This window comes from Kribbella sp. NPDC048837 (assembly GCF_055586945.1).
Map to the genome: position 1 here is coordinate 543,382 of NZ_JBVJHF010000003.1, position 25,284 is coordinate 568,665.

General features: G+C 70.3%; 23 protein-coding genes and 1 riboswitch. Of the genes, 8 read left to right on the top strand and 15 right to left on the bottom strand.

Going from position 1 to position 25,284, the window contains the following annotated elements:
* Positions 1–174: 174 nt before the first annotated feature.
* The 3 genes from ACZ6O0_RS18215 to cobN are packed head-to-tail and all read right to left on the bottom strand — an operon-like array spanning position 175 to position 4,988.
* The gene (locus tag ACZ6O0_RS18215; RefSeq protein ID WP_465766074.1) at positions 175–507 is read right to left on the bottom strand and encodes an alpha/beta fold hydrolase; all 333 of its coding nucleotides are present in this window, start codon (positions 505–507) and stop codon (positions 175–177) included.
* On the bottom strand, positions 504–1,268 hold the full coding sequence (gene surE / locus ACZ6O0_RS18220) for a 5'/3'-nucleotidase SurE (RefSeq protein WP_465766075.1): 765 nt from the start codon (positions 1,266–1,268) through the stop codon (positions 504–506). The genes ACZ6O0_RS18215 and surE overlap by 4 nt, the downstream gene beginning before the upstream one ends.
* A gap of 12 nt (positions 1,269–1,280) precedes the next feature.
* Complete coding sequence (cobN, locus tag ACZ6O0_RS18225; protein ID WP_465766076.1) at positions 1,281–4,988, bottom strand: cobaltochelatase subunit CobN; 3,708 nt, start codon at positions 4,986–4,988, stop codon at positions 1,281–1,283.
* A 36-nt stretch (positions 4,989–5,024) separates the two neighbouring features.
* A riboswitch (cobalamin riboswitch) is annotated at positions 5,025–5,153 on the bottom strand.
* Positions 5,154–5,311: 158 nt separating this feature from the next.
* Here cobN and ACZ6O0_RS18230 point away from each other — a divergent pair.
* Positions 5,312–6,586: a vanadium-dependent haloperoxidase gene (locus tag ACZ6O0_RS18230; protein ID WP_465766077.1), complete on the top strand. Its 1,275-nt coding sequence runs from the start codon at positions 5,312–5,314 to the stop codon at positions 6,584–6,586.
* A gap of 4 nt (positions 6,587–6,590) precedes the next feature.
* On the opposite strand, the gene ACZ6O0_RS18235 is transcribed toward ACZ6O0_RS18230, so the two are convergent.
* From ACZ6O0_RS18235 to ACZ6O0_RS18245, 3 genes are read right to left on the bottom strand one after another with little or no spacing between them, the layout of a single operon-like run.
* Complete coding sequence (locus ACZ6O0_RS18235) at positions 6,591–7,568, bottom strand: DUF3500 domain-containing protein (RefSeq protein WP_465766078.1); 978 nt, start codon at positions 7,566–7,568, stop codon at positions 6,591–6,593.
* The gene (locus ACZ6O0_RS18240; protein WP_465766079.1) at positions 7,559–8,239 is read right to left on the bottom strand and encodes a phosphoglycerate mutase family protein; all 681 of its coding nucleotides are present in this window, start codon (positions 8,237–8,239) and stop codon (positions 7,559–7,561) included. Before ACZ6O0_RS18240 ends, ACZ6O0_RS18235 begins: the two co-directional genes overlap by 10 nt.
* The gene (locus tag ACZ6O0_RS18245; protein WP_465766080.1) at positions 8,230–9,174 is read right to left on the bottom strand and encodes a cobalamin biosynthesis protein; all 945 of its coding nucleotides are present in this window, start codon (positions 9,172–9,174) and stop codon (positions 8,230–8,232) included. The genes ACZ6O0_RS18240 and ACZ6O0_RS18245 overlap by 10 nt, the downstream gene beginning before the upstream one ends.
* Positions 9,175–9,216: 42 nt before the next feature.
* Between ACZ6O0_RS18245 and ACZ6O0_RS18250 the strand changes: the two genes are divergently transcribed.
* The 6 genes from ACZ6O0_RS18250 (at position 9,217) to ACZ6O0_RS18275 (ending at position 14,121) form a co-directional block, all read left to right on the top strand.
* Positions 9,217–10,029, top strand: a complete 813-nt coding sequence (locus ACZ6O0_RS18250) for a serine hydrolase (protein WP_465766081.1) — start codon at positions 9,217–9,219, stop codon at positions 10,027–10,029.
* Positions 10,026–11,090 (top strand): mandelate racemase/muconate lactonizing enzyme family protein, encoded by a 1,065-nt coding sequence (locus ACZ6O0_RS18255; protein WP_465766082.1) that lies wholly within the window; start codon positions 10,026–10,028, stop codon positions 11,088–11,090. Before ACZ6O0_RS18250 ends, ACZ6O0_RS18255 begins: the two co-directional genes overlap by 4 nt.
* Entirely contained in the window at positions 11,087–11,953 is an 867-nt protein-coding gene (locus ACZ6O0_RS18260; RefSeq protein WP_465766083.1) for a C40 family peptidase, read from the top strand. The genes ACZ6O0_RS18255 and ACZ6O0_RS18260 overlap by 4 nt, the downstream gene beginning before the upstream one ends.
* Positions 11,954–12,086: 133 nt before the next feature.
* Complete coding sequence (locus ACZ6O0_RS18265) at positions 12,087–12,998, top strand: DUF4394 domain-containing protein (protein ID WP_465766084.1); 912 nt, start codon at positions 12,087–12,089, stop codon at positions 12,996–12,998.
* 56 nt (positions 12,999–13,054) lie between these two features.
* Positions 13,055–13,834 carry a class I SAM-dependent methyltransferase gene (locus tag ACZ6O0_RS18270; RefSeq protein WP_465766085.1) on the top strand — a complete coding sequence of 260 codons (780 nt, stop codon included), beginning with the start codon at positions 13,055–13,057 and terminating at the stop codon, positions 13,832–13,834.
* 53 nt (positions 13,835–13,887) lie between these two features.
* Positions 13,888–14,121 (top strand): hypothetical protein, encoded by a 234-nt coding sequence (locus ACZ6O0_RS18275; protein ID WP_465766086.1) that lies wholly within the window; start codon positions 13,888–13,890, stop codon positions 14,119–14,121.
* Positions 14,122–14,220: 99 nt separating this feature from the next.
* On the opposite strand, the gene ACZ6O0_RS18280 is transcribed toward ACZ6O0_RS18275, so the two are convergent.
* From ACZ6O0_RS18280 to ACZ6O0_RS18295, 4 genes are all read right to left on the bottom strand, one after another.
* Positions 14,221–16,026, bottom strand: a complete 1,806-nt coding sequence (locus ACZ6O0_RS18280) for a lytic transglycosylase domain-containing protein (protein ID WP_465766087.1) — start codon at positions 16,024–16,026, stop codon at positions 14,221–14,223.
* A 135-nt stretch (positions 16,027–16,161) separates the two neighbouring features.
* Positions 16,162–17,271: a TerC family protein gene (locus ACZ6O0_RS18285; RefSeq protein ID WP_465766088.1), complete on the bottom strand. Its 1,110-nt coding sequence runs from the start codon at positions 17,269–17,271 to the stop codon at positions 16,162–16,164.
* 252 nt (positions 17,272–17,523) lie between these two features.
* Entirely contained in the window at positions 17,524–17,883 is a 360-nt protein-coding gene (locus ACZ6O0_RS18290; protein ID WP_465766089.1) for an MmcQ/YjbR family DNA-binding protein, read from the bottom strand.
* Complete coding sequence (locus ACZ6O0_RS18295; protein ID WP_465766090.1) at positions 17,880–18,248, bottom strand: VOC family protein; 369 nt, start codon at positions 18,246–18,248, stop codon at positions 17,880–17,882. Before ACZ6O0_RS18295 ends, ACZ6O0_RS18290 begins: the two co-directional genes overlap by 4 nt.
* Before the next feature lie 69 nt (positions 18,249–18,317).
* Here ACZ6O0_RS18295 and ACZ6O0_RS18300 point away from each other — a divergent pair, with 69 nt between their 5' ends.
* Positions 18,318–19,247 carry a carbon-nitrogen hydrolase family protein gene (locus tag ACZ6O0_RS18300; protein ID WP_465766091.1) on the top strand — a complete coding sequence of 310 codons (930 nt, stop codon included), beginning with the start codon at positions 18,318–18,320 and terminating at the stop codon, positions 19,245–19,247.
* Here ACZ6O0_RS18300 and uvrB read toward each other — a convergent pair whose 3' ends face one another.
* The 5 genes from uvrB to ACZ6O0_RS18325 are packed head-to-tail and all read right to left on the bottom strand — an operon-like array spanning position 19,248 to position 25,284.
* Entirely contained in the window at positions 19,248–21,353 is a 2,106-nt protein-coding gene (gene uvrB, locus ACZ6O0_RS18305; RefSeq protein ID WP_465766092.1) for an excinuclease ABC subunit UvrB, read from the bottom strand.
* Between the two features lie 47 nt (positions 21,354–21,400).
* A complete protein-coding gene (locus ACZ6O0_RS18310) occupies positions 21,401–22,204 on the bottom strand; it encodes a hypothetical protein (RefSeq protein WP_465766093.1) in 804 nt (267 codons plus the stop codon).
* Positions 22,205–22,238: 34 nt separating this feature from the next.
* Positions 22,239–23,126 carry a hypothetical protein gene (locus ACZ6O0_RS18315; protein ID WP_465766094.1) on the bottom strand — a complete coding sequence of 296 codons (888 nt, stop codon included), beginning with the start codon at positions 23,124–23,126 and terminating at the stop codon, positions 22,239–22,241.
* A complete protein-coding gene (locus ACZ6O0_RS18320; RefSeq protein ID WP_465766095.1) occupies positions 23,123–24,151 on the bottom strand; it encodes a hypothetical protein in 1,029 nt (342 codons plus the stop codon). Before ACZ6O0_RS18320 ends, ACZ6O0_RS18315 begins: the two co-directional genes overlap by 4 nt.
* On the bottom strand, positions 24,148–25,284 hold the full coding sequence (locus ACZ6O0_RS18325) for a PrsW family glutamic-type intramembrane protease (protein ID WP_465766096.1): 1,137 nt from the start codon (positions 25,282–25,284) through the stop codon (positions 24,148–24,150). The genes ACZ6O0_RS18320 and ACZ6O0_RS18325 overlap by 4 nt, the downstream gene beginning before the upstream one ends.

A 25,284-nucleotide genomic window follows, 5' to 3' on the forward strand; every position in this document is an offset into this window, starting at 1 on the left:
CGGCCACATCAGCCGCTCCCCCTCAGATCTGCGGCGGCACCCCCTTAGGTTTGGGGAGTGGAGCAGGTCCACCGCGGAGCTACTGGGTTACCTCCAGGACGAAGCCGCGGACCAGGTCGGCGTAGCGTTCCCGTTCTTCGAAGTGCGGGAAGTGGCCGGACTGCTCGAAGGTGACTACCCGAGGAGTGGCGGCGTTGTCGCGGTAGGCATCGCGTGCTCAACGGCGTAGTTGCCGCCGGCCGAGTGGCCGAGGATCGCCCAACGGTCGATGCCGAGATCCTCACGGAGCTCCTCGAAGTCCGCGAGCAACACGTCCAGGTTGAGTGAGTCGCCGGGGGCGAGTGGGCCGGATCGCAGGACGCCGTGCTGGTCCGGGGCGATCAGGCGGAGATCCCGGGCGAGGAGGCCGGCCTGGCAGCGCTGGTAGTGGTAGCCGCCGCCGTGGCCGTGGATGAAGAGCAGCGGTGGCGCGCCGGCCGCGCCGTACTCCGCTACGAAGAGCTTCACGCGAGGCGTTTGGCGAGGGCGGTGGCGGCCGCGTCGTCCTTGACCTCCCGGATGCCGACGATCGGCGTGACCGTGACGAATCCGGCGGCCAGGAGGGCCTCGTCGGAGTCGGCGACCGGGTTCGGCCGCGGCGGCTCCAGCTCGATCATCGGCTCGCCGGTCGGGGCGGTGGTGCCCGTGATCCGGGAGCGTTTGATCGGAGCCAGCGACGCGTGCCGGACGCCGGCCAGCCGGTCGAGCGGACGGTCGGGGACGTTGATGTTCAGCACCGTGCCGGCCGGTTCGGAGATGAGCCAGGTGAGCGCCTCGGCGGCGACCGCGGCCGCGGTCGGCCAGTGCGCCGGGTCCTCCGAGTCGATGCTGATGGCAACTGCCGAGGTCCCCTGCCCGGCGGCGGTGAGCGCCGCGGCGACGGTGCCGGAGTGGAAGATCGGTACGCCGATGTTGTGGCCGCGGTTGATCCCGGACAGCACCAGGTCCGGAGCCCGCCCGAACGCTCCCACGGACGCCAGGGTCACCGCGAGCGCCGGCGTACCGTCGATGCCGAGGTAGGTGACCCCGGCCTCCTCCTCGGACTCGGTCCGGATCGGGCGCCCGATCATCCCGGCACGGGCCGAGCCGACGCCGCTCTGGTCGTCGAGCGGTGCGACCACGAGAACGTCGTACCCGAGCTCGGCGATCGCCGGCGCGAGCGCCCGGATCCCCGGAGCCTGGTAGCCGTCGTCGTTGGTGATCAGGACTCTCAGCTGCTCGGGCGCCATACCTCTACCCAATCAGCCGCGGTCTTCGATGTCACCCTCCGTCTCGAGGACCGCGTTCCGCAGCGTCTCGAGGGCCTCGTCGGACGGGGACGACCACAGACCGCGCTGGGCCGCTTCCAGCAGGCGCTCGGCGATCCCGTGCCGCGCCCACGGATTCGACTTCCGGAAGAACTCCGCCATCTCCGGATCCGCCACGTACGACGTGGTCAGCGTCTCGTACATCCAGTCGTCCACCACGCCCGCGGTCGCGTCGTACCCGAACAGGTAGTCCACCGTCGCGGCCATCTCGAAGGCGCCCTTGTACCCGTGCCGCCGCATCGCCGCCATCCACCGCGGGTTCACCACCCGGGCCCGGAAGACCCGCTTGGTCTCCTCCTCCAGCGTCCGGGTGCGGACCTGCGCAGGTACGGCGGAGTCCCCGACGTACGCCTTCGGGTTCGCGCCGGTCAGGTGCCGGACCATCGCGATCATGCCGCCGTGGTACTGGAAGTAGTCGTCGGAGTCCATGATGTCGTGCTCGCGGGTGTCCGCGTTCTTCGCCGCCACCTGGATCCGGGCGTACGCGCGTTCCATCGAGCCGCGGGCCTCCGCGCCGTCGAGGTCCTTGCCGTACGCGTACCCGCCCCAGATCGCGTACACCTCGGCCAGCTCGGCGTCGGTGCGCCAGTTCCGCGCGTCCACGAGCGGCAGCAGGCCGGCGCCGTACGAGCCGGGCTTGGAGCCGAAGACCCGGGCGGTGGCCGATCGCAGGTCATTGCCCTCAGCAACATCAGCGTCCACGTGCGCCCGCAGGTAGTTGCCGTCGGCGGGTTCGTCGAGGGCGGCGACCGTACGCACGGCCTCGTCCAGCAGCGCGACCACGTGCGGGAACGCGTCCCGGAAGAAGCCGGAGATCCGGATCGTCACGTCGATCCGTGGCCGGCCGAGCTCCTCCAGATCCACGACCTCGAAGCCGGTCACCCGTCGCGATGCCTCGTCCCAGACCGGGCGGCAGCCGAGCAGCCACAGGACCTCGGCCAAGTCGTCGCCCTGGGTGCGCATGGCCGACGTGCCCCAGATGGTCAGGCCGACCGAGCGCGGCCACTCCCCCGTCTCCGCCTGGTGCCGGGCCAGCAGCGAGTCGGCCAGCGCGACACCGACGTCCCAGGCGTTGCGGCTCGGGATCGCCTTCGGGTCGACGGCGTAGAAGTTGCGGCCGGTCGGCAGCACGTTGACCAGACCGCGGGTCGGCGAGCCCGACGGCCCGGCCTCGACGAAGCGGCCGTCCAACGCCCGCAGAACGTTCGTCAGCTCGTCGCCGGTGCGCGCCAACCGCGGCACGACCTCCGTCGCGGCGAACGTCAGCGACGACTCGACCTGCTCCGACGACCGACCCAGCACCTCGGCCACGACGACCGGGACCTTCGCGGCGTCCCAGCTCAGCGTCTCCATCCCGACGACGAGCTTCCGCGCCACCGCCTCGAGCAGGTCGACACCATCGGCGCCACTCACCGCCGGCAGATCCGCCAGCGTCGCGAGATCGGCCAGGTCGGCCGCCCGACCCGGGTTCGCGAGCAGCTCGGCCTCGTCGACACCGAAGGTCTCCCCCAGCGCGGTCCGCAGGCCGGGGATCGAGTACGACCCACCCCACAGCTGGCGAGCCCGCAGTACGGCGAGCACCAGGTTGACCCGGGCCTCGCCGGCCGGCGCACCACCGAGGATGTGCAGCCCGTCGCGGATCTGCACGTCCTTGATCTCGCACAGATACCCGTCGAGATGCAGGACGAACTCGTCGAAGTCGTCGTCCTCCGGCTTCTCGGACGTGTGCAGGTCGTGATGCAGCTGAGCTGCCTGGATCAGCGTCCAGATCTGCGCCCGCAGCGTCGGCACCTTGTCCGGGTCCAGCGCCGAGACGGTCGCGTACTCGTCGAGCAGGTACTCCAGCTTCGCCATGTCGCCGTACGTCTCCGCCCGCGCCATCGGCGGCACCAGGTGGTCGACGACGGTCGCGTGCGCGCGCCGCTTGGCCTGCGTCCCCTCACCGGGGTCGTTGACGATGAACGGGTAGACCATCGGCAGGTTCCCGAGGACGGCGTCCGGCGCGCAGTCGGCCGCCATCCCGATGCCCTTGCCCGGCAGCCATTCGAGCGTCCCGTGCTTGCCCAGGTGTACGACGGCATGCGCGCCGAAGCCACCCTCCTCGACCGGAGCCTCGAGCCAGCGGTACGCCGCCAGGTAGTGGTGCGACGGTGCCATGTCCGGGTCGTGGTAGATCGCGACCGGGTTCTCGCCGAAACCACGCGGTGGCTGGATCATCAGTACGACGTTCCCGAACCGCAGCGCCGCCAGCGCGATCGCGGGCTCGTCACCGGACGTGTCGACGTACAGCTGACCGGGCGCCGCGCCCCAGGCCCCGGTCATTGCCTCGCGCAACGATTCCGGCGTACGCCCGAACCACTCCGCGTAGACCTGCAGCGGGATCTTGGCGACCGCCGACGCCAGCTGCTCGTCGGTCAGCCAGTCGACGTCGTGACCACCGGCCGCGATCAGCCGGTGGATCAGCCCGTCGGCGCCTTCCGCGCCCTGGAGCTCGCTGAGGTCGAGCCCACCGAGGTCGTACCCGGCCTGCTCCAGCTGCCCGAGCAGCACGACCGCCGACGCCGGTGTGTCCAGACCGACCGCGTTCCCGATCCGCGCGTGCTTGGTCGGGTACGACGACAACACCAGCGCGAGCCGCTTGTCCCGAGCGGGCACGTGGCGCAGGCGGGCGTGCGCGACCGCGATCCCGGCCAGCCGGGCACACCGCTCCGGATCCGGCGCGTACCGGGCCAGGCCGTCGGCGTCGTACGACTTGAACGAGAACGGGATCGTGATCAGGCGCCCGTCGAACTCCGGGATCGCGACCTGGGTCGCCGCGTCCAGCGGGCTGACCGCGGCGTCACTGGCCAGCCACTGCTCGCGGGTCGAGGTCAGGGCGAGGCCTTGGATCAGCGGGATGTCGAGGGAGGCGAGCGCACCGGCGTCCCACGCGTCGTCGGAGCCGCCGGCACTCGCATTGGCCGCGACCGATCCCCCGGCGGCGAGCAGCGTCGTGACGAGGACATCGCACTTGCGCAGGAGCTCGAACAGTCCGGCGTTCTCGGTCGACGTCGGATCGAGTCCGCGCAGGGTCCCGCAGTACACGGGCAGCGGCTGCGCACCCGCCGCCGAGACCGCGGCGGCGAGCGCGTCGACGAAGGCGGTGTTGCCGGAGATCTCGTGCGCGCGGTAGTAGACGATCCCGACCACGGGCCGGTCGTCCTCGACGTACTCCCCGCGCACGCCGTACGCCGGAAGGGCGCGCGGCGGATCGAACTCGTCACCGGTCAGGAGCAGCGTGTCGCGCAGGAAGCCGGCCAGGTTGCGCAGGTTCCCGGAGCCGCCTTCGCGGAGGTAGGCCAGCGCCTCGGTCACGGCACCCGCGGGGACGGTCGACAGCGACATCAGCTCGGCGTCCGGCGCGGCCTCACCGCTGACCACCACGGCCGGCTTGCCGGACGCGATCACCGCGCCGAGCCCCTCCTCCCAGGCCCGCCGGCCGCCGAGCAGGCGGACCACGACGACCTCGGCGGCGTCGAGCAGCGGAGCCAGTTGGTCGAGCTCCAGCCGGGCCGGGTTGGCGACCGTCCAGCCGGCCTCCGCCTCGGCAGCGGCGAGCAGATCGGTATCGGCGGTGGAGAGCAGCAGCAGGTTGGCAGGCACGCGCGCCCGGTCCTTCCTCGGGGTGTCCACGCCCCGTTCGGAGGTACGACGGCGGCAGTTCCTGACTCCCCCTCGACAAGGGGCTCACAGTGGCGGGACCGCCCCGGACTCACACCGGGTTCCTGCTGATGCCGTCGATGACGAGCCGACTCTAGCCGACGACCACTCCGGCCACCGGGCGCAGGCTTCGCCGTTGACCCGAGCGGACAACAGGTGTAGGCCGGAATGCCAAGGGTTTGTACTGCGGACGCCCCCCGGCGTCGCACGACAACGTCTTCTTCAGCGCAAGCCGTTCAGCCCGGCGTCACCTGAAGGAGGCAATCATGCGCTTGAAGTTCTGGAGATTTCTGGTCGTCGTCCTGACGGCCGGTCTGGCTGCTCCCGCCCTCACCGCCGTGCCGAGTCAGGCCGGCGGCAACCACTCGAACCCGGCAGTGATCACCCAGTGGAACACCATCGCCGGCCGGACGATCTACACCGAGAACGCGACCTCGGTCCCGGTCGGGAGTCTGTACTTCGGCTTCGTGTCGCTGGCCGTGTACGACGCGGTGGTCGCCATCGAGGGCCGCTACGAGCCGTACCTGAAGCAACCGAAGGTCCGCGGCCCGGCCTCCTCGGACGCGGCGGCCGCGACGGCGGCGTACGACGTCCTGCGGTACTACTTCCCGGCCTCGGCCGCGAACCTCGCCACCGACTATGCCGCGTCGCTCGCCGCCATCCCCGACAGCCGCGCCAAGGTCCGGGGCACCGAGGTCGGCCGGCACGCAGCGGAGAAGCTGATCCGAGCGCGGGCCGACGACGGCCGAGGCGCGAACATCCAGCTGACGGTGACGCCCGCCCCGGGAGTCTGGCGCCCGACACCTGATGCCTTGGCGCCGATGCTCGCGCCTTGGCTCGGATTCGTCGTACCGCTGGCACTCCGATCGCCGACGCAGTTCCGGCTGTCCGGCCCCTACCCGATCACGTCGAAGGCCTATGCTCGGGACTTCGCCGAGGTGAAGGCCAAGGGTGCGCTGGTCGGATCCACCCGGACCGCGTGGCAGACCGAGACCGCACTGTTCTGGAACGCCAACGCCGTCCTGCAGTACCAGACGGCACTTCGTGGGCAGGTCGCCGCGCGCGGGATGAACCTCGTCGACAGCGCCCGGGCGTTCGCCCTGCTCAGCACGAGCATCGCCGATGCGCTGATCGCGTGCTGGCGGTCCAAGTACGACTACGCCTACTGGCGACCGATCACGGCGATCCGGCTGGCCGACACCGACGGGAACCGGGCGACCACACCCGACGCCACCTGGATGTCATTGCTCCAGACCCCGCCCTATCCGGATTACGTCAGCGGGCACGCATCCGGCACCGGCGCGGCAACCGGAGTGTTCAGCTATCTGTTCGGTGCGCGGTCCATCGACCTGGACATCTCCTCCTCGGTGACCATGACGACCCGGCACTACGACAGCGCCGCGGTCCTCGATGCCGAGACGATGAATGCCAGGATCTGGCTCGGCTTCCACTTCCGGAAGGCGATGACCGACGCCAACCGCCTCGGCCACCGCACCGCGACGTGGACGATCACCCACGAGTTCAGGCCGGTGCACAGATGAGTGTTCAGCTGTGCATGGCGTAGTGAGCTGCTAGGAGGTCGGTGCCCCAGTCGTTGCGGAGGTCTCGCCAGACGGAGTGGATGTGGTTGGCGTCGTCCTGGGTGTTGTCGTATTCGGCCAGGAAGCTGGGGCCGGCGATCGAGTAGTAGTGGCGGTGGCCGACCCCGGGCTCGGTCTCGCCGGCCCACGCGAAGGTGAGGCGTTCGATGCCGCGGTCGGTGATGTCCTGCCAGGTCTGGAGGCCGATCGGTCCGGCGGCGCGGCCGACGTACTGACCGATGAGGAGGCTGAGGAGCTGGCGCTGGTCCGCGGTCATGTCGCCGTACGCGAGACCGCGGTGGAGCAGCGACGCGTCGGCGACCGGGTCGTGGCGGGTCAGGATGTCGTCCGGTGCGGCGTCGGAGACCAGGGCGACGGCGAGCTGGCCGGGCTCGAGCGCGTGCAGGAGCTGGAAGCCGAGGTCCTGCTCCGCGGCCAGGAACCGGCGTCCGGCGTACGGGCCGGTGCGGACCTCGGCCGGGTTCGACCCGAAGAACTGGGGGGTGAACGAGATGGCGCCGTCGACGAGCGTGACGTGCAGCGCGAGATGGTGACCGTTCAGCCGCCAGGCCCACGGCTCGGTCCCGGCCGGGTCGCCGAGCACGCGCAGGTAGTAGCGATCGCCCACCGTCGAACCGGCCCAGCCGCCGCGCTCCGCGACTTCCATCGGATCGGCGAGACCGCGGACGATGATCTCGGCCGCCATCACGCCACGGAAGTCGGCCAGGCCGCGCTCGCTGTAGGCGAGTCCGAGCAGGCGCACCGCCAGCGCCTCCTGCTCCGCGGACAGCTCGTGCAGCGGCAGGCCCGGAACGGCACCGGGCAGGTACGTCCACTGCTGGTGGTCGGGCGTGTCGAAGGGAGCCTTGATCTTCTCGAGCTGGGTGGGTGTGAGGCTCGCCAGCAGTTCGAGCACCGCATCCCGCGTCTGTTCTACAACCATGCCGATCGCTCCCGTTCCGTCGGTTCGTAGTGTGTCCACTGTTCGAACGGCCGGTCCAGCTTGTACCGGAAATCCGGCTGGCGCAGCAGGACGCGTGTTTCGGCGTTGTCCGGGTTCCGCAACGTCTCGAAGAACCGCACCGACCAGTGGAACCAGCGCATGCAGAACAACCGCATTGTGAGGCCGTGCGACACCAGCAGCACGTTGCGGGGCGCGTCCGCGCTCTCGAAGTCGCGGTGCATCGTCTCCAGGAACGTCGAGACCCGGTCGTACACGTCCGACCCCGACTCGCCGTGGGTGAACCGGTAGAAGAAGTGCCCGTACCGGTCCCGCAGCTCCTTCTGCATCTCGATGTCCGCGGTGTCCTGGTAGTTGGCCCAGTCCTGCTCCCGCAGCCGCGGCTCCTCCCGGGCGACCCCGATCAGATCGTCCAGCCCGAGCGAGTCCAGCGTCTGCCGGGCGCGCAGGTACGGCGAGACGTACGCCCGGACCGGCTCGTTCTCGAACAGCTCCCGCAGCTGCTTGCCCGCCTCGGCCGACTGCTCGTGCCCGTGCGCCGTCAGCGGGATCGCGTGGTCGGGGACGCGCTCGAAGATCGTCTTGTCCAGGTTCGCCTCGGACTCGCCGTGCCGGATCAGCGCGATCCGCAACGGCCGTCGGCTCAACCCCATCGCTTCCCTTTCCACCCCAGAGCGTGTCTCCCAAAGGCCAGGATCGCGGCGACCCCGGTGGCGGCGATCCCGACGTGCCGCGCGAGGGCGGCGGTACGGCGTACGTCCGCGACGGCCGGTGGTGGCCCGTCTCCCAGCGTGCCACGGTCCTCCTGGTACGACCCGTAGCTATTGGTCCCGCCGAGGGTCAGGTCGAGCGCCCCGGCGAACGCCGCCTCGACCGGCCCGGCGTTCGGACTCGGATGCTTCGGTGCGTCCCGCCGCCACACCGTCACCGCCTCCCGCGGTCGCCCCGCCGCGAGTCCGGTGAGCACCGCGCAGGCGCGAGCGGGCAGCAGGTTGAGTACGTCGTCCAGCCGGGCCGACGCCCACCCGAAGTTCAGGTACTTCGCGGACTTGTAGCCCACCATCGCGTCCAGCGTGTTGGCCGCGCGGTAGCCGAGCAGCCCGGGCACGCCGAGCACGCCGCCCCACAGCAGCGGCGCCACACACGCGTCGGACGTGTTCTCGGCGATCGACTCGACCGTCGCCCGGGCCAGCTCGTCGGCTTCGAGATCGGTTGCGTCCCGCGCGCACAGATGGCTGAGGCGGTCTCGCGCCGCCGGGATGTCCTTCTCCTCCAGCAGCCCGGCCATCACCGAGGCCTCGCGTTCCAGGCTGCGGGCGCCGAGCACGGCCCAGGTCGCGGCCGCGGTGACGATGGTGTGCGCGACCGGCCGGTTCTTGGTCATGCGCTCGGCGAGGACTCCGGCGGCTGTCGCCGTACCGACGAGGACGGTCGTGTACGCCGTACCCGTCGCGCGGGAGTCGCCGTACCAGCGGGACTCCAGCCGGGAGGCGGCCTGGCCGAAGCCGGCGACGGGATGGAAGCGGCGTGGATCGCCGAAGGCACGATCGGCGGCGAAGCCGAGGAGGATGCCGAGAGCCCGGGACACCCTCGGCAGTCTGCCAGGTCGGGCTGTGATTGGGTGATCGGCATGGGAATCGCGGAGCTGCTCCGGGAGGTCGACGGGAGCGGGGAGTTCGGGGTCTGGCTCGGGCGACTGGACGGCGTACCGGTATTCGAGCACGCGGCGGAGCGGACACATTACGCCGCGAGCACGATGAAGCTGCCGGTGGCGATGGCGATGATGCGCAAGGTCGAGGCCGGTGAGCTGGCGCTGGACCAGCCGGTGGCCGTGCACAACGACTTCGCGTCCGCGGCCGGTGGCCGGTTCGGCGTGAACCCGGACGAGGACGAGGCGCCGGCGACCTGGACGAAACTCGGGACGACGGCGCCGCTCGGGTGGCTGGCGACCGAGATGATCACCCGCTCCAGCAACCTCGCCACCGACCTCGTGCTCGAGCAGGTCGGCGTGGACGCCGCGCAGGCGGTCCTCGCGGAGTACGGCCCCGGCGACAGCGTGATCCGGCGCGGGATCGACGACGCGGCCGCCCAGCGGGCAGGGATCAGCAACCTGATGAGCCCGGCCGGCCTGGCCGGCGTACTGGTTGCGGTGGGCAATCAGAAGGGTGCCTCGGGCGACTACCTGCGCGACCTGCTGGCCGGCAACCAGTGGAACGGCGAGATCCCCGCGCTGCTCCCGGACGGCACCCGGGTCGAGCACAAGAACGGCTGGGACACGCGGATCCGCCACGACGGCGGCATCGTCCGGCCGGCCGACGCGGAGCCCTTCGTCCTGGTCGTGTGTACGACGTCCGACCTGCCGGACGCGGAGGCCCAGAAGCTGATCGCCGCGATCGCGCTGGAAGCCTGGAACCACCGGCACGACCTGGGAGGAGTGCGATGAAGATCAGCACGCACCTGGTCTCGGCGCCGCTGCACACCCCGTTCGTGACGGCCTTGCGGACGGCGACCCACGCGGACTCGCTGCTGGTCGAGATCAGTGACGACGAGCTGAGCGGCTGGGGCGAGGCCCCGCAGGTCTGGAAGGTGACGGGCGACTCGCTCGCCGGTTCGCAGGCCTGCGTCGAAGGCCCGATCGCGACCGCGCTGGACGGTCTCGGACCCGACGACCTGACCGAGGCACTGCGCCGGGTACAGAACGCTGCCGCCGGCAACTTCGGCGCGAAGGCCGCCGTCGACATCGCGCTGCACGACCTGGCCGCGCGGCGCCGTGGTCAGACCCTGCACGGCTTCCTCGGCTCAACCGTCGACGTCGTACAAACCGATGTGACTCTCTCCGTGGGTGACGCGGATGCGCTCGCGGCTGCCGGGCGGGCCCGGGTCGCGGACGGGTTCGGCGTACTCAAGGTCAAGGTCGGCACCGACGCAGCCGCCGATGTCGAACGGGTCCGGCGGGTGCGCGAGGCGATCGGCCCGGAACCGACGCTCCGGCTGGACGCCAACCAGGGCTGGTCCCGGCGCGACGCGGTGAACGCGATCCGCGCACTGGAGGACGCCGGCTGCGCCATCGAGCTGGTCGAGCAGCCGGTCGCCGCCGACGATCTCGAAGGCATGGCGTGGGTCACCGACCGGGTCGGTACGCCGATCCTCGCCGACGAGTCGGTGTACGGCGTACGCGATCTGGTGAACGTGATCCGGCACGGTGCCGCCGACATGGTCAACGTGAAGCTGGCCAAGTGCGGTGGGCTCGGGCCGGCCCGGACGCTGCTGGAACTGGCACGAGCTCACGGAATCCGGACCATCGTCGGCTCGATGATGGAGAGCCACGTCGGTGTCGGCGCGGCCGCCGCACTGGTGTCGGCGTACCCGACCTCGGCGGTCAACGACCTCGACGCGGCCTGGTGGCTGCGTGCGGCGCCGGTCGCCGGTGGCATCCGGTACGACGGCTCGCTGATCCACCTGCCTTCGGCTCCCGGGCTCGGCGTGACAGGCTTGACCGCATGAAGCTAGTCGCCGCCAAAGTCCCGGTCAGCACCGTGTGGACTTCGCCGGATGCGCCGCGTGACATCGACGCCCCGGCCATCGCCGCCCAGCCCGACGTCGCCGCATGGGCCAAATCCATGGACACCGAGACCCGCCTCGGTCTGCACGGCCGGACCCTGACCCAGCTGTTGTTCGCCGAGCCGGTCCTGGTCCGCTCCGAACGTGACGGCTGGTCCGAGATCGTCGCCCCGTGGCAGCCGTCGTCCCAGGACGAGCTGGGCTACCCGGGCTGGGTTCCGTCGAGCCATCTGGGTGAGCTGCCGGGGAGTGCGACCAGTCCGGTGGCGATCGCCGTACCGACGGCCAAGCTGCAGGCTGAGCCCGGCAGTGGTGCGTTGGCGGAGCTGTCCTTCGGGACGGTGCTGGCGTCGACCGAGCACGCGGACGGGTATACCCGGGTCGCCACCCCGGACGGTGCGTCCGGCTGGCTGGCTGACGACGTACTGCGTCCTGTCGAGCAGCCGTCCACGGTCGAGGATCGGCTGCGGCTGGGCGGGTTGTTCCTCGGGCTCGAATACCTGTGGGGTGGGACGTCGGCGTACGGGCTGGACTGCTCCGGTCTGATCCACGCCGTCAGCCGCGTCCTCGGGCTCCGCATCCCGCGCGACGCCCACGACCAGGCCGACACCCTCGAGAACATCCCCGTCGACGCGGCCAAGCCGGGCGACCTGTACTTCTTCGCGCGCCCGGGCAAGCAGGTCCACCACGTCGGCTTCGTCTCCCCCATCGGCATGCTGCACGCCTCCGAAACCGGCAAGCGCCTCGAGGACGAGCCGGTCTCCGACGAACGCCGCGCCACCCTGGTCAGCGCCGCCCGCCTCTGATCGCACACATCCGATCGGTCGCCCGCCACGAAGACGGGCTGAGGACGCCGCCGGAGCTGGGCCCACCGGTGGGGTCCGCCCGGCGACCGGCCGCGCGAGGTGGATCGGCGCCGCGACCGAGAGGTGATTCAGCATGTTCCAAGCACGACGACACGTCATCGTCGTCGCCGCGATGGCGGCCGCGATCGCGTTGCCCGCGACGGCTCTGGCCCTCAGCGGCGCGACCCAGGCGACGGCCGGCAGCCCGCGGACCGTGGCCGCGACGGCCCAGCCCGAGCGTTCCGAGGTGGTCGGCCTGACCGACAAGGGCCGGCTGGTGAAGTTCCGCAGCACCTCCCCCGACAAGATCCGGAGTACGGCGCGGGTCCAGGGACTGGACGGCGACCAGCGGCTGGTCGGCATCGACTACCGGGTCCAGAACGGGAAGCTGTACGGCGTCGGCGACCTCGGCGGCATCTACACGATCAGCACCGGCGCCTCCTTCGGCCAGGCCACCAAGGTCTCGCAGCTCACCGTCCCGCTGGCCGGCCAGAACTTCGGCGTCGACTTCAACCCGGCCGCGAACCGGCTGCGGGTGATCAGCGACACCGGCCAGAACCTGCGTCACAACCTCGACGACCCCGCCGGTACGCCGGCCGCCGGCATGACCGCCACCGACGGCACGCTGGCCTACCCGGGCGTGCCGCCCGCGCCGCCCACCACGGCGACCCAGGTGACGGCCGCGGCGTACACGAACAACGACCTCGACCCGAACACCGCGACGACGCTGTTCGACATCGACACCATGCTCGACCAGGTCGTGATCCAGTCGCCGGCGAACGCCGGACTGCTCGCGCCCACCGGCAAGCTCACCGTCGACGCCGGTCCGTGGGCCGGGTTCGACATCTCCACGCAGGACGGCGGCAACCGGGGTCTCGCCGTACTGAACACGGACGGCCGCATGCGGCTGTACGACATCGCCCTGACCACCGGCAAGGCCACCAAGCTCGGAACGTTCCCGAGCAAGGTCCAGGTCGTCGACCTGGCCATCCCGCTCAGCCGCTGAGTCACGCGGCCACGCTCCGGCCTCCGCCCCACCGGAGCCTGGCCTAGCCTGGCTGGATGGAGGGGAAGCGAGCTGACGAGATCGCCCGCAACCGCGCGTTGTGGGCGATCGTCAACGAGCGCTTCACCGGTCCGGCCGCGGAGGGGCTGTGGTCCCGGCCGGAGATGGTGTGGGGCCTGTACGAGGTGCCCGAGCGGCGGATGGGTGTGCTCGGAGAGGTCGACGGCCTCGACGTCCTCGAGCTGGCCTGCGGTACGGCGTACTGCTCGGCCTGGCTCACCCGGTCCGGTGCGCGGATGATCGGCGTGGATCTGTCCGCCGAACAACTCCGGACGGCTCACGGGCTGCAGCGGCGTACCGGACCCGCCTTTCCGCTTCTGCAGGCAGACGCTGAGCGCCTGCCGCTGGCGACTGCCTCCTTTGATCTCGTCGTGAGCGAACACGGCGCCGCTGCGTGGTGCGATCCTGAGCGTTGGCTTCCCGAGGCTGCTCGAGTACTGCGGCCCGGTGGGCGACTCGTGTTTCTCACCAACAGCCTGCTGTCCGCGCTGTGCGTACCGGACGACGAGGGCGTCGCCACCGACCGCCTCCACCGCGGGCAGCGCGCCGCCTACCACGTGACCTGGCCGGGTGGCGGCGCCGAGTTCCATCCCTCTCACGGCGACTGGATTCGCCTTCTGCGGCGGTTCGGCTTCAGCGTCGAAGCGCTGCACGAGCTCTACGCTCCGGCGGACGCGGCAGACCACCCCTTCTACGAGATCGTCACCGCTGCCTGGGCCTCCCAGTGGCCCGCCGAAGAACTCTGGGTGGCAAGGCGGGTCAGCCGCGACGGATGAGGCGTACGCCGGTCGTCCCGCCGAGAATCGGTAGGGACTGGGAGGGGACCACCATGTGGTACGTGTTCATGTTCGCCGGGCTGGCGATCCTCTGTGTGGTCGTGGTCCTGATCCGCAACGCCCGCGTCAAGGCCGGCCGCGACACCGCGTCCGCCGGGAGTACCCACGCCGAGCACGACCAGGCGCACCGGGAGCAAGAGAATGCCCACGCTGAGCAGGAGCGTGCCCACCGCGAACGCAAACGCCGCCGAGCCCAGTCCAAAGCCGACCGCCGCAAACGCCACTAACCAGCCGCCGCCGGCGCCGGCCGACACACGCGAGGGGCCTCGCACCTTGCACACCTGCTGCGGTGCACAAGATGCCAGGCCCTCTCGCCCTCGGCCGTCCTAACTCCCGGCCTTCTCGCTCCCGGCCTGCTCATCGGCGGGCTTCTCGTCCCCGGCCGTCCCGGTCCCGGCCTTCCCGCTCCCGGGCTTCTTCTCGCTCGCGGACTTGTCGGGCTGAGCTGGGGTCGGTTTCGCCGGATCGTTGGGGCAGGGCTTGGAGTGCTGGTCCGGTTTCGGGGTCTGGTCGGGTTGGGGGATGCGGGGGCAGGCGGGTCGGGCCAGGGTCTGGCCGACTACCTGGCGCATCGCCGGGGCCCAGCCGACTGCGGCTGTGGTCGGCTTCCGCTCCGGGCTCGGCTCCGCGGACGGTGCCGGCGTGGAACCGGACTCCGAAGGCTCAGGCTCGGACGTCTCCGGCTGGGACGGCTTCGGCTTGGGCGCTTGGGTCGGCTCCGGCTCAGACGACTGCGGCTGGGACGGCGCCGGCTCGGATGGCTTCGGCTTGGGTGGCTGGCTCGCCTCCGGCTCGGACGGCTGGGGCTGGGATGGCTTCGGCTCGGACGGCTTCGGCTTAGGTGCTTGGGTCGGCTCCGGCTCGGAGGGCTGGGGCACGGACGGTTTCGGCGCGGACGGTCGCGTGGGGGCCGGCTTGGACGGCTGTGGTTTGGTTGTCGGCTCGGTTGTGGTTGCAGGCGGTTTGGGGGCGACCGGAGTCGGCGTCGTCTGCGGGTCAGTGGTGGCACGTGGTGGCCACGCTGGTTCGGTGCGTGGCGTCGGGACGGGCTTGGCGAGGACCGTGTCGCCTGGCCGCTCGTTGGTCGGCCAGGGGCGGGCCGCGGGCGGGTCGACGGGCTCGTCGGGCAGGAGTTCGCCGGTTGACGGCAGGCCGACTACCCGGCCGGCCTCGTAGCTGCGAGCCAGTCCGAGGACGACCCGGACGTAGGAGTCGGCGTTGTTGTAGCGGCGTACCGCCTGGGCTGCCCGGCCCGGGTCGCGGAGGTTCGACGTACCGGTGCAGAGGTACTGGGCGGCGCCCTGCGCGGCGTCGAAGAGGTTGTTCGGGTCGGCGAACCCGTCGCCGTTGGCGTCCGCGTTCACCGAGCGCCAGGTCGACGGGATGAACTGCATCGGCCCGACCGCCCGGTCGTACACGGTGTCGCCGTCGAGCGCGCCGCCGTCGGAGTCGCGGATCAGCGCCACGTTCGGCCGGCCGTCGAGCGGGATCCCGCGGATCCGCCGGGTCGCCGAGCCGTCGTCGCGCAACTGTGCGCCACCGAACCGCCCGTGGTTGGACTCCACCCGCCCGATCGCGGCGAGCAGCGTCCACGGCACCCCGCAGCCGGGGTCGCTCGCCGCCAGCCGCGCCTCGGCCTGCTTGTACGCCCGTACGGCGACCGCCGGGATCCCGCTCTCGCCGAGCGTCTTGATCACCGGCGCACCCGAGAGCACCATCTGCACCGGTTTCGCCACCCGGCCGGGCCCGACGGGAACCGCGACCAGCTGCTCCGGTTTCACGAACTCGTCCAGCACCTCGTCATCGATGAACGGATCGCCCGCCGGCGCCTCCGCGGGCCCGGCCGCGTCGTACCCACCGGCCGCGTCGTACCCACCGGCCGCGTCGTACCCGCCGGTCGGCGGACGGTCCGGGACCTTGGCGGTCCCCGACGCTGTGAGAGCCACGATCGCCGCGAGGGTCACCACCCCGACGGCCAGGCCCGCCGGCCAGCGACTCCCCGCCGCCGTCCGGGCCGGCCCGGCAGTCTCCGCTGCTGGCCGGGCCGCGTCGACAGTCCCCGCCGGCCGGCCGCGGCGATGACGTCCCCGGTCTCGCCTGTGTCGCTGGATGAGCTTGTGCAATCCGGACATGATTCGACCCCTCCGCCAGTCCACCGGTCCCCGCCTTTCTCAGCGGTTCGCGGCAAACCCGGCCCCGGATCGGTCCGTCCCCACATACGCGTCGCCCCGGACCGCAGGGTCCGGGGCGACGGAAGGCTTGTCAGGTCAGGGCTTCTTGGAGTCCGACTCGTGCGGCTCCGGCTCGCGGAGAGCGTCGAGCTCGGCCTTCGTCTTCGGGTCCAGCTCGGGCTCCGGCGTACGGTCCGCGGGGCCTTCGTCCCCGGCGACAGGGTCGGCCGGGTCGTCCGGCAGGGTGCGGGACTTGCGGAGGCTCGCGATCGTGGTGATGCCGAGGGTGACGATGATGAAGCCGAGCGAGAACCAGATCGGGATCTCGGGAGCCCACTCGATGTGGTGGCCGCCGTTGATGAAGGGCAGCTCGTTCTCATGCATCGCGTGCAGGACCAGCTTCACGCCGATGAAGGCGAGCACGACCGACAGGCCGAGCGACAGGTACACCAGCCGCTTGAGCAGGTCGCCGAGCAGGAAGTACAGCTGCCGCAGACCCATCAGCGCGAAGACGTTCGCGGTGAAGACCAGGAACGGCTCCTGGGTCAGGCCGTAGATCGCCGGGATCGAGTCGAGCGCGAACAGCAGGTCGGTGGTGCCGAGCGCGACGATCACGATCGCCATCGGGGTGACGAGCCGCTTGCCGTTCTTGATCACGGTGAGCTTGACGCCGTTGTACTCGTCGGTGGCGTTCAGCCGCTTCTTGGCGAACCGGATGACCGCGTTCTCCTTGAAGTCCTCGTCGTCGTTCTCGCCCTGCCTGGCCAGGTGGACCGCGGTGTAGAGCAGGAACGCGCCGAACAGGTAGAAGATCCAGGAGAACTGGTTGATCGCGGCCGCGCCGACGGCGATGAAGATGCCGCGGAAGACCAGCGCCAGGATGATGCCGACCAGCAGCGCGGTCTGCTGGTACTTCCTGGGCACGCCGAACCTCGACATGATGATCAGGAAGATGAACAGGTTGTCGACGCTCAGGCTGTACTCGGTGAGCCAGCCGGCGAAGAACTCCCCCGCGTAGTTGCCGCCGGAGAACACCCACACCCCGAGGCCGAAGAGGACCGCCAGACCGATGTAGAACGCGATCGCGATCGCCGACTCACGGGTGGTCGGTTCGTGCGGGCGGCGGCCGATGATGAAGACGTCGAAGGCCAGCAGCGCCAGCAGCACGCCGACGGTGATGTACCAAACGTAGTCAGCAACGTGCATCAAATAACCTCCGGAGCTCAGACGAAACAGGACTCCGAAGGTCTCTTCCGCCGCACTCGCTGTGACGAGTCCGGCCGGCGGCACCGGGCGCAGGAGCGAATCCTTGACCGTGATGACGATGCCGCCGCGAAGGAATACTCCCCTTCTCCACGACCATTCTGACGGGTCGATGTCCAAGACTCCAAATCCAGGACGCCGTGTCCGCCTGTCGAAATCGTCACAGCACGATCGGGGAATAGTTGCGCTGCGTGATCAATTCGTCCCTGATGGACGTCTGCTCTTCGGCAACTTCGCGACGATCGTCTCGTACGACGTGTCGATCAGCTCGAGGATCTCGTCGTCGGGAACGGCGCCGCCGAGCCGGACCGTGTTCCACCCCGAGCGCCCGATGTAGGCCATCTTGCTGACGTCGCCGGGGTAGGTGTCGACCAGTTCGTCGGCCTCCTCCCGGTTGGCGCCGCACTTGAGCCCCACGCCCTCGCCGCCGCCGAGGAACGCGAAGATCTTGTCCCCGACCTTCGCGACCACGTCGCCCTCCCACGGCTCGTCCTGCCAGGCGCCCGGCTTCGCCAGACAGTGCGCGAGGATGTCGTCCCCACGCAGTCTCGTCACCGGTGACTCACCGCTTCGACGTTGTTGCCGTCCGGATCGCGGACGAAGACCGCGTAGTACCCGGGGTGGTACTCCGGCCATTCGCGGGGCTCGTGCAGGATCTCGGCGTCCAGCTCCCGGGCGGTGGCGTGGAACGCGTCCACCGCCGCGCGATCCGGCGCGGTGAAGGCCAGGTGGATCTCCCGCTGAGCACCCCCGGTCGTGTGCTTGCCGAGCCAGAACTTCGGTACGCCGTCCGGCCCGGACAGCCCCAGCACGTCCTCGAAGTCCATGGTCACGCTGATCCCCAGCGGACCGAGCAGCTGCTCGTAGAACCGCCGGCTCGCGCCCAGGTCGTCACATTGCAGCGACAGGTGATCGAACATCAACGTCCTCCCCTGGTAGGTCTGACAGGCACAGTAGACCTCGCGGCGGACAGAACTACGCTGCTCGGCATGACATCTGTCGTCGTCGCCGCGGTCCAGGCCGGTTCCACGCTCTTCGACACGCCCGCGACCCTGGTCAAGGCCGAGCGGTACCTGCGGGAGGCCGCGTCCGGCGGTGCACGGCTGATCGTCCTCCCGGAAGCGTTCCTCGGCGGCTATCCGAAGGGCCTCGACTTCGGCGTCACCGTCGGCTCGCGCTCGCCCGAGGGTCGTGACGTGTTCCGCCGCTACCGCGAGTCGGCCATCCAAGTGCCCGGCCCGGAGACCGACCGGCTCGCCGAACTCGCGGCCGAGCTCGCTGTCCACGTCGTCGCCGGCGTCATCGAGCGCGACGGCGGCACGTTGTACTGCACGGCGTTGTTCGTCGACCCGGTCGGCGGACTGGTCGCCAAGCACCGCAAGCTGATGCCGACCGCGGCCGAGCGGGTCCTCTGGGGTCAGGGCGACGGCTCGACCATGGCCGCCGTACGCACGGAGTTCGGTGTGCTCGGCGCGGCGATCTGCTGGGAGAACTACATGCCGCTGTTCCGGCAGACCATGTACGCCAAGGGTGTCGAGATCTGGTGTGCTCCCACGGTGGACGACCGGGATCAGTGGCAGGCGACCATGCGGCACGTCGCGCTCGAGGGCCGCTGCTTCGTGATCAGCGCGAACCAGTACCTCACCCGTTCCGACCTCCCCGGCGACGTGCACCCGATCCAGGGCGACGCGCCGGAGACGGTCCTGATCGACGGCGGCAGCGTGATCGTCTCCCCGCTCGGCGAGATCCTGGCCGGCCCGCTGCGCGGCGGCGAAGGCGTCCTGCTCGCCGAGCTGGACCTGCGGGCGCTGGATCGCGGGAGGTTCGATTTCGATGCCGTCGGCCACTATGCGCGGCCGGACATCTTCACCCTGCACGTGGACGAGTCACCGCGGCACACCGTCGTACCGCGGGAGTGACTACCTCGCTCCGGCGTTGGTCATCTGGCGGAGCTCCTTCTTCAGCTCCGAGATCTCGTCGCGGTAGCGGGCCGCGACCTCGAACTGCAGCTCGGCCGCCGCGTTGTGCATCTGGTCGGTGAGCTGCTGGATGAGGTCGGCCAGGTCCGACGACGGCAGGCCGCCGGCCAGCTCCTTCGCCTTCTCCCCCGCCTTCGCCTTGCCGCCACCGGGGACCGGCGCCTTGCCGCGCGACTGGTTCCGCCCGGAGCCGAGCAGCTCGGCGGTGTCGGCGTCCTCGCGGGCGAGCATGTCGGTGATGTCGGCGATCTTCTTCCGCAGCGGCTGCGGGTCGACACCGTTCGCCTCGTTGTAGGCGATCTGCTTGGCCCGGCGCCGGTTGGTCTCGTCGATCGCCAGCTCCATCGACGGGGTGATCTTGTCGGCGTACATGAACACCTGGCCGGACACGTTCCGGGCCGCACGGCCGATGGTCTGGATGAGCGACCGGCCGGACCGCAGGAAGCCTTCCTTGTCGGCGTCCAGGATCGCGACCAGCGAGACCTCCGGCAGGTCGAGGCCCTCGCGCAGCAGGTTGATGCCGACGAGCACGTCGTACTCCCCCTGGCGCAGCTCGCGGAGCAGCTCGACCCGGCGCAGCGTGTCCACCTCGCTGTGCAGATATCTGGTCCGGATGCCCATCTCCAGCAGGTAGTCGGTCAGGTCCTCGGACATCTTCTTGGTCAGCGTGGTGACCAGGACACGCTCGTCCCGCTCGACCCGGATCCGGATCTCGTGGATCAGGTCGTCGATCTGGCCCTTGGTCGGCTTCACGATCACCTCGGGGTCGACCAGACCGGTCGGCCGGATGAGCTGCTCGACGAATCCGTCGGACTTGTCCTGCTCGTACTGCCCCGGGGTCGCGGACAGGTAGACGGTCTGGCCGATCCGCTCCAGGAACTCCTCCCAGCGCAGCGGCCGGTTGTCCATCGCCGACGGCAGCCGGAACCCGTGCTCGACCAGGGTGCGCTTCCGGGACATGTCGCCCTCGTACATCCCGCCGATCTGCGGGACGGTCACGTGCGACTCGTCGATGACCAGCAGGAAGTCCTCGGGGAAGTAGTCCAGCAGACAGTGCGGCGCCGTCCCGGCCTCGCGGCCGTCGGTGTGCCGCGAGTAGTTCTCGATCCCGGAGCAGGTGCCGATCTGCCGCATCATCTCGATGTCGTACGTCGTGCGCATCCGCAGCCGCTGTGCCTCCAGCAACTGACCACCGCGCTCGAGCTCGGCCAGCCGCTCCTCCAGCTCGGCCTCGATCGAGGTGATCGCGCGCTCCATCCGCTCCGGCGCGGTGACGTAGTGGGTCGCGGCGCCGATGTAGACCTCGTCCTCTTCGCTCAGCACCTCACCGGTCAGCGGGTGCAGCGTCATCACCCGCTCGATCTCGTCACCGAAGAACTCCACCCGGACGGCGAGCTCCTGGTAGACCGGGAACACCTCGAGCGTGTCGCCGCGGACCCGGAAGGTGCCCCGGGTGCCGGCCAGGTCGTTCCGCGCGTACTGCACCCCGACGAGCTTGCGGAGCAGGCCGTCGCGGTCCATCTCGGTGCCGACCTTCACGTGGATCATGCGGTTCAGGTACTCGTCCGCGGAGCCCAGGCCGTAGATGCAGGAGACGGTCGCCACCACGACCACGTCGCGGCGGGTCAGCAGCGACCAGGTGGCCGAGTGCCGCAGCCGCTCGACCTCCTCGTTGATCGAGGAGTCCTTCTCGATGTAGGTGTCCGTCTGCGGGACATACGCCTCGGGCTGGTAGTAGTCGTAGTAGGAGACGAAGTACTCGACGGCGTTGGCCGGGAAGAAGTGGCGCAGCTCGTTGGCGAACTGGGCGGCCAGCGTCTTGTTCGGCTGGAGGATCAGCATCGGGCGCTGGATCTTCTCGGCCAGCCAGGCGATGGTCGCCGTCTTACCGGTACCGGTCGCGCCGAGCAGGACGACATCCTGCTCGCCGGCGTTGATCCGCCGCTCGAGATCCGCGATCGCGGCCGGCTGGTCACCGGCCGGATCGAAATCGGACACCACCTTCAGCGGGGCGACCATACGCTGGAGATCCGAGACCTGTCTCATGTCCCCCACCGTACGACCCGCCGCCGACAGTTCCTAAAAACCGCAGGTCACATGCTCTTTACCACGGAATTGTTCATGTAGATGAGCTCGTTGACCCGGCGCTTGTAGACCCTCGTCTCGAGGGCCGCGTCGGTGGCGGTGACCCGGTCGAACTGGTCCTGGTAGGCCGTCACGAAGCCCTGCATCGCGACCTTCCGGCCGTTCTTGGCCACCCAGACGCCGGTGTACGACACCGCGTAGCAGGACTTGATCGCCTCGTTCGCCGGCTTGCAGGCCACGCCCTTGCCGATCCGGACGCCCTGCATGCCGTTCGACTCGATGTCGACCAGGTGCTCCGCGAAGCCCTTCGCGTCGTACAGCTCGGTCTGCCGGACCCAGTAGTACCCGTCGATCAGGCCGCGCGCGTTGAACTGCTGCAGGATGTAGTTCTGCCCGCTCTTGGACTTGTCCCAGTCCGGCAGCCAGCCCTTGGCCGGCGTGAACCAGACACCCCAGCCGACCTCGACGCCGGCGTCGTTCGGGCCCTTGCTGTCGACCGGCGTGGCCGACGGCGACGGCGTGTACAGCGTGCCGGTCGGGTTCGGCGTCTGCTGGGCGACGGGGTTGTCGTCCTTGCCGCCGCCGGTCACCAGCAGCACCACACCGATCGCCACCAGGACGACCGCGACGATCGCGCCGGCCATGATGATCCACTGGGTCCGGGTCGACGTGCCGGGCCGGTGCTGCGGCCGGCTCGGCCCGGGACCCCAGCCGCCCGGTCCCGGCCGACCGGCGCTGCCCGGTCCGGGTCCCCAACCGCCGGGAGCGGGGGCGGGAGGCGGTCCCGGGGGCGGCCCGTACTGCTGACTCATAGCTGTTCCTCGTGGTAGTTCAGGGGATCCGTCATCACAGGCTGTCGAGGACCGACTTCTTCATCGTCGCCGCGTCCGCCTCGGCCTTCTGGGCGAAGTCGACCCGGGTCCGGAAGTCCAGCGCGGTGACCACCTTGTCCTTGCGCCGGTACGCCTCGACGTAGCCCTGCACCCTCACGTCCGCGCCGGACTTGTCCTTGGCGGTGGAGGTGTAGGTGATCGCAACGCACTCCTCCAGGACGTCCTTCGGGCACGGCAGGTTCCGTACGTTGCCCAACTGGGCGATCTCGTTCTCGGTCTCGCCCTCGACGATGCCGAGCACGTACGCCTGCGCGGTCACGTTCTGCTTCTGCCGGACCCAGAAGAACGAGCGGGCCTCGCCGTTCGGCGCGTACGTCACCAGCTCCTTGCCCTGCGTCTCCTTCTCCAGCAGGCTCCAGCCCTGCACCGGTACGACGGAGACGCCGAAGCCGACCGGGATCGCGTTCGCGGGCGGCTGGTACGACGTCGTCGGCGTACTCGCCGTCGGCGTCGGGGTCGGGGTGGGTTCCGCGGTGTCGTCACCGCCGCCGGACAGCAGGATCAGCGCGACGGCGACCAGCACGACCACGATCAGGCCGGCGCCGATCGGGATCAGCAGCGGCGGGAACCGCGGGCCGGTCTTCTCCGGCGCTGGCCGCCTCAACGACGGCGGCCCGACGTTGTCACCCCAGGCCGAGCTCGTCTCCGTCGCCGGACCGGGGCCGGGCCCCGGTCCGGGGGTGTTCGGGTCGGCCCACGGCGACGGTGGCGGCGGGACCTCCAGGTCCCATGGCGACACCGGCCGTTCCGGCTCGGCCGCGGCTGCCGCCGCGTCCTCGTCCGGTCCGGGCTCGTTGACCCAGGGATTGCCCGCGGAACCCTTGTCGCGCTTGCCGCTCACTGGCTCTTGACCACCGACCGCAGCATCGCCGTCGAGTCCGGCTGGATGGTGGAGATCTTGTCCTTGCGCCCGTACACCCGGATGATCGTGATCACGCCGTCGTTGCGCTCGATCACGCCGACGAACCCGACCACCGGCAGGCTGCCGTTCTGGGTGGTGGAGATCGCGTCGAAGCTCTGGGTGGTGACGACCTTCACGTCGGTCTTGTCGTCCGGACCGGGCTTGGTCTCCTTCGGCTCACCCTTCTTGACCGAGGACAGGTCCTTGGTCTCCGCGGTCATCAGCTGCGGGAGCACGGTCGCGGTGTTCTCGCCGTCCTCGGCCTTCCACGCGTTCACCATGAAGTAGGCCTCGCCCTGCTTGAGCAGGTAGACGCCGGTGAACTTGTCCAGGCTCTTGCGGATGTAGCCGGGCTGCGGCTTCACGTAGACGCCCTCGGCGACCTCGATGCCCTCGTCGACGTTGCCGGTCGGCTCGGCGCTCTGGCTGGTCGTCGGCTCCGGGGTCGGCTCGGCCTTCTGGTCGTCGCCCTGGTTGAAGACGACGGCCAGCGCGACACCGATCACCGCGACGACGGCGAACGCACCGCCGGCGATGAACAGGATCTTGTTGCCGCCCTTGCCGCGCGGAGACCGGCCGCCGTACTGACCCCACTGCTGCTGACCCGGGTACTGCTGTTGCTGCTGCGGATACTGCTGCTGGCCGGGGTACTGCTGCTGACCCTGGTACGGCGGCTGTCCCGGGAACGTCTGCTGTCCAGGCTGCTGGTACGGCGGCTGGCCGGGCTGCTGCCCGTATCCCGGTGGCGCCTGCGGCGGGGGCCCGTACCCGGGCTGGCCCTGCGGCTGTCCGTACCCGGGCTGCTGTCCGTAACCCGGCTGCTGACCGTAACCGGGCTGGCCCTGCGGCTGCTGGTACGGCGGTTGGCCGGGCTGCTGGCCATAGCCCGGCTGACCCTGGGGCCGGCCCGGCTGACCGCCGTACGGCTGGCCGCCCGGACCCTGGGGCGGTTGTGGGTTGCTCATGCGTGCGTCTCCCCAGTCGTCGCTTCGTACCCGCTCGCGCCCGCCGCTGCCGTCACACCCCGGGCGGACTTCGGCACGGACCGCACCGAGTTGCCGCACGCGGAGCAGAAGTCGGAGTGCGGGAGCAGCGGCATCTCGCAGCGCGAGCAGAACGCCAGGTCACCCGACGCGTGGTTCGAGCCACCGCGCGCGGCCGACTCCAGCGCCGCCTCGAGCAGGCCCTTGTGGAGCACGGTCCGGACCCGGATGATCAGCGCGCCGAGCAGCAGCAGGCCCCAGACCACACCGAGGATCGCCCCGATGGTCGAGCCGTGGCCACCCACGAAGCCGAGCAGGTAGACACCGCCCTGGAACAGCGCGTTGACCACAATCGCCTGGATCACACCGGACACCCAGCGCGGCGTGAAGCCGTCGTACCCCTCGCCCAGGCCGGAGAACTCCGCCCCCGCCAGACCGGTGGCCGAGCCGTAGATCAGCGGCTTGATGAAACCGTGCAGGACCACGATCGAGATCCACGTGCCGGCGCTGCTGCCCGGACCGGCGAAGCCGCCGCTGATCCAGCCCCAGTGCAGCACGAGCGTCTCGAAGCACGCGTACCCGACGCCGGCCACCACGCCGAAGGTGAAGCCGTCCATGAGGTCGTCGTACCGCGGCCGGGAGGCCAGGTAGAGCGGGCCGATCTGCCGGATCAGCTCCGAGACCACCGGCACCAGGAGGAGCAGGATCAGCAGGTCCCGCCCGGACGGGCCGGCGTCGTTGCCGCCGATCGTGTCGAGGGTGAGCGCGAGCTGGTCGGACCACAGCCAGGTGAACACCGCGGCCAGGACGCCGGTCAGCACGAACGCCGCGGCGACGACCGGGATCGGCTCGTCCTCCCAGAGGTTCACGTCGTACAGGTAGAGGATGTAGACGATCGGGATGGCGAACGCCGCGATCATGATCGCCACCGGCAGGGCGCCGAGCGCGGCCGTCACGACGGTCAGCAGCAGGCCGATACCGAGCGCGACCTTGTAGGTGTACGGCTGGGTGCCGGAACCCTGCGGCATGATCGTCGAGACCAGTTTGAACGACGCCACCGGCTCATCGGGCCTGGCGGCGTACGCGTTCTTCCGCTCGGCGTCCCCGGACCGCAC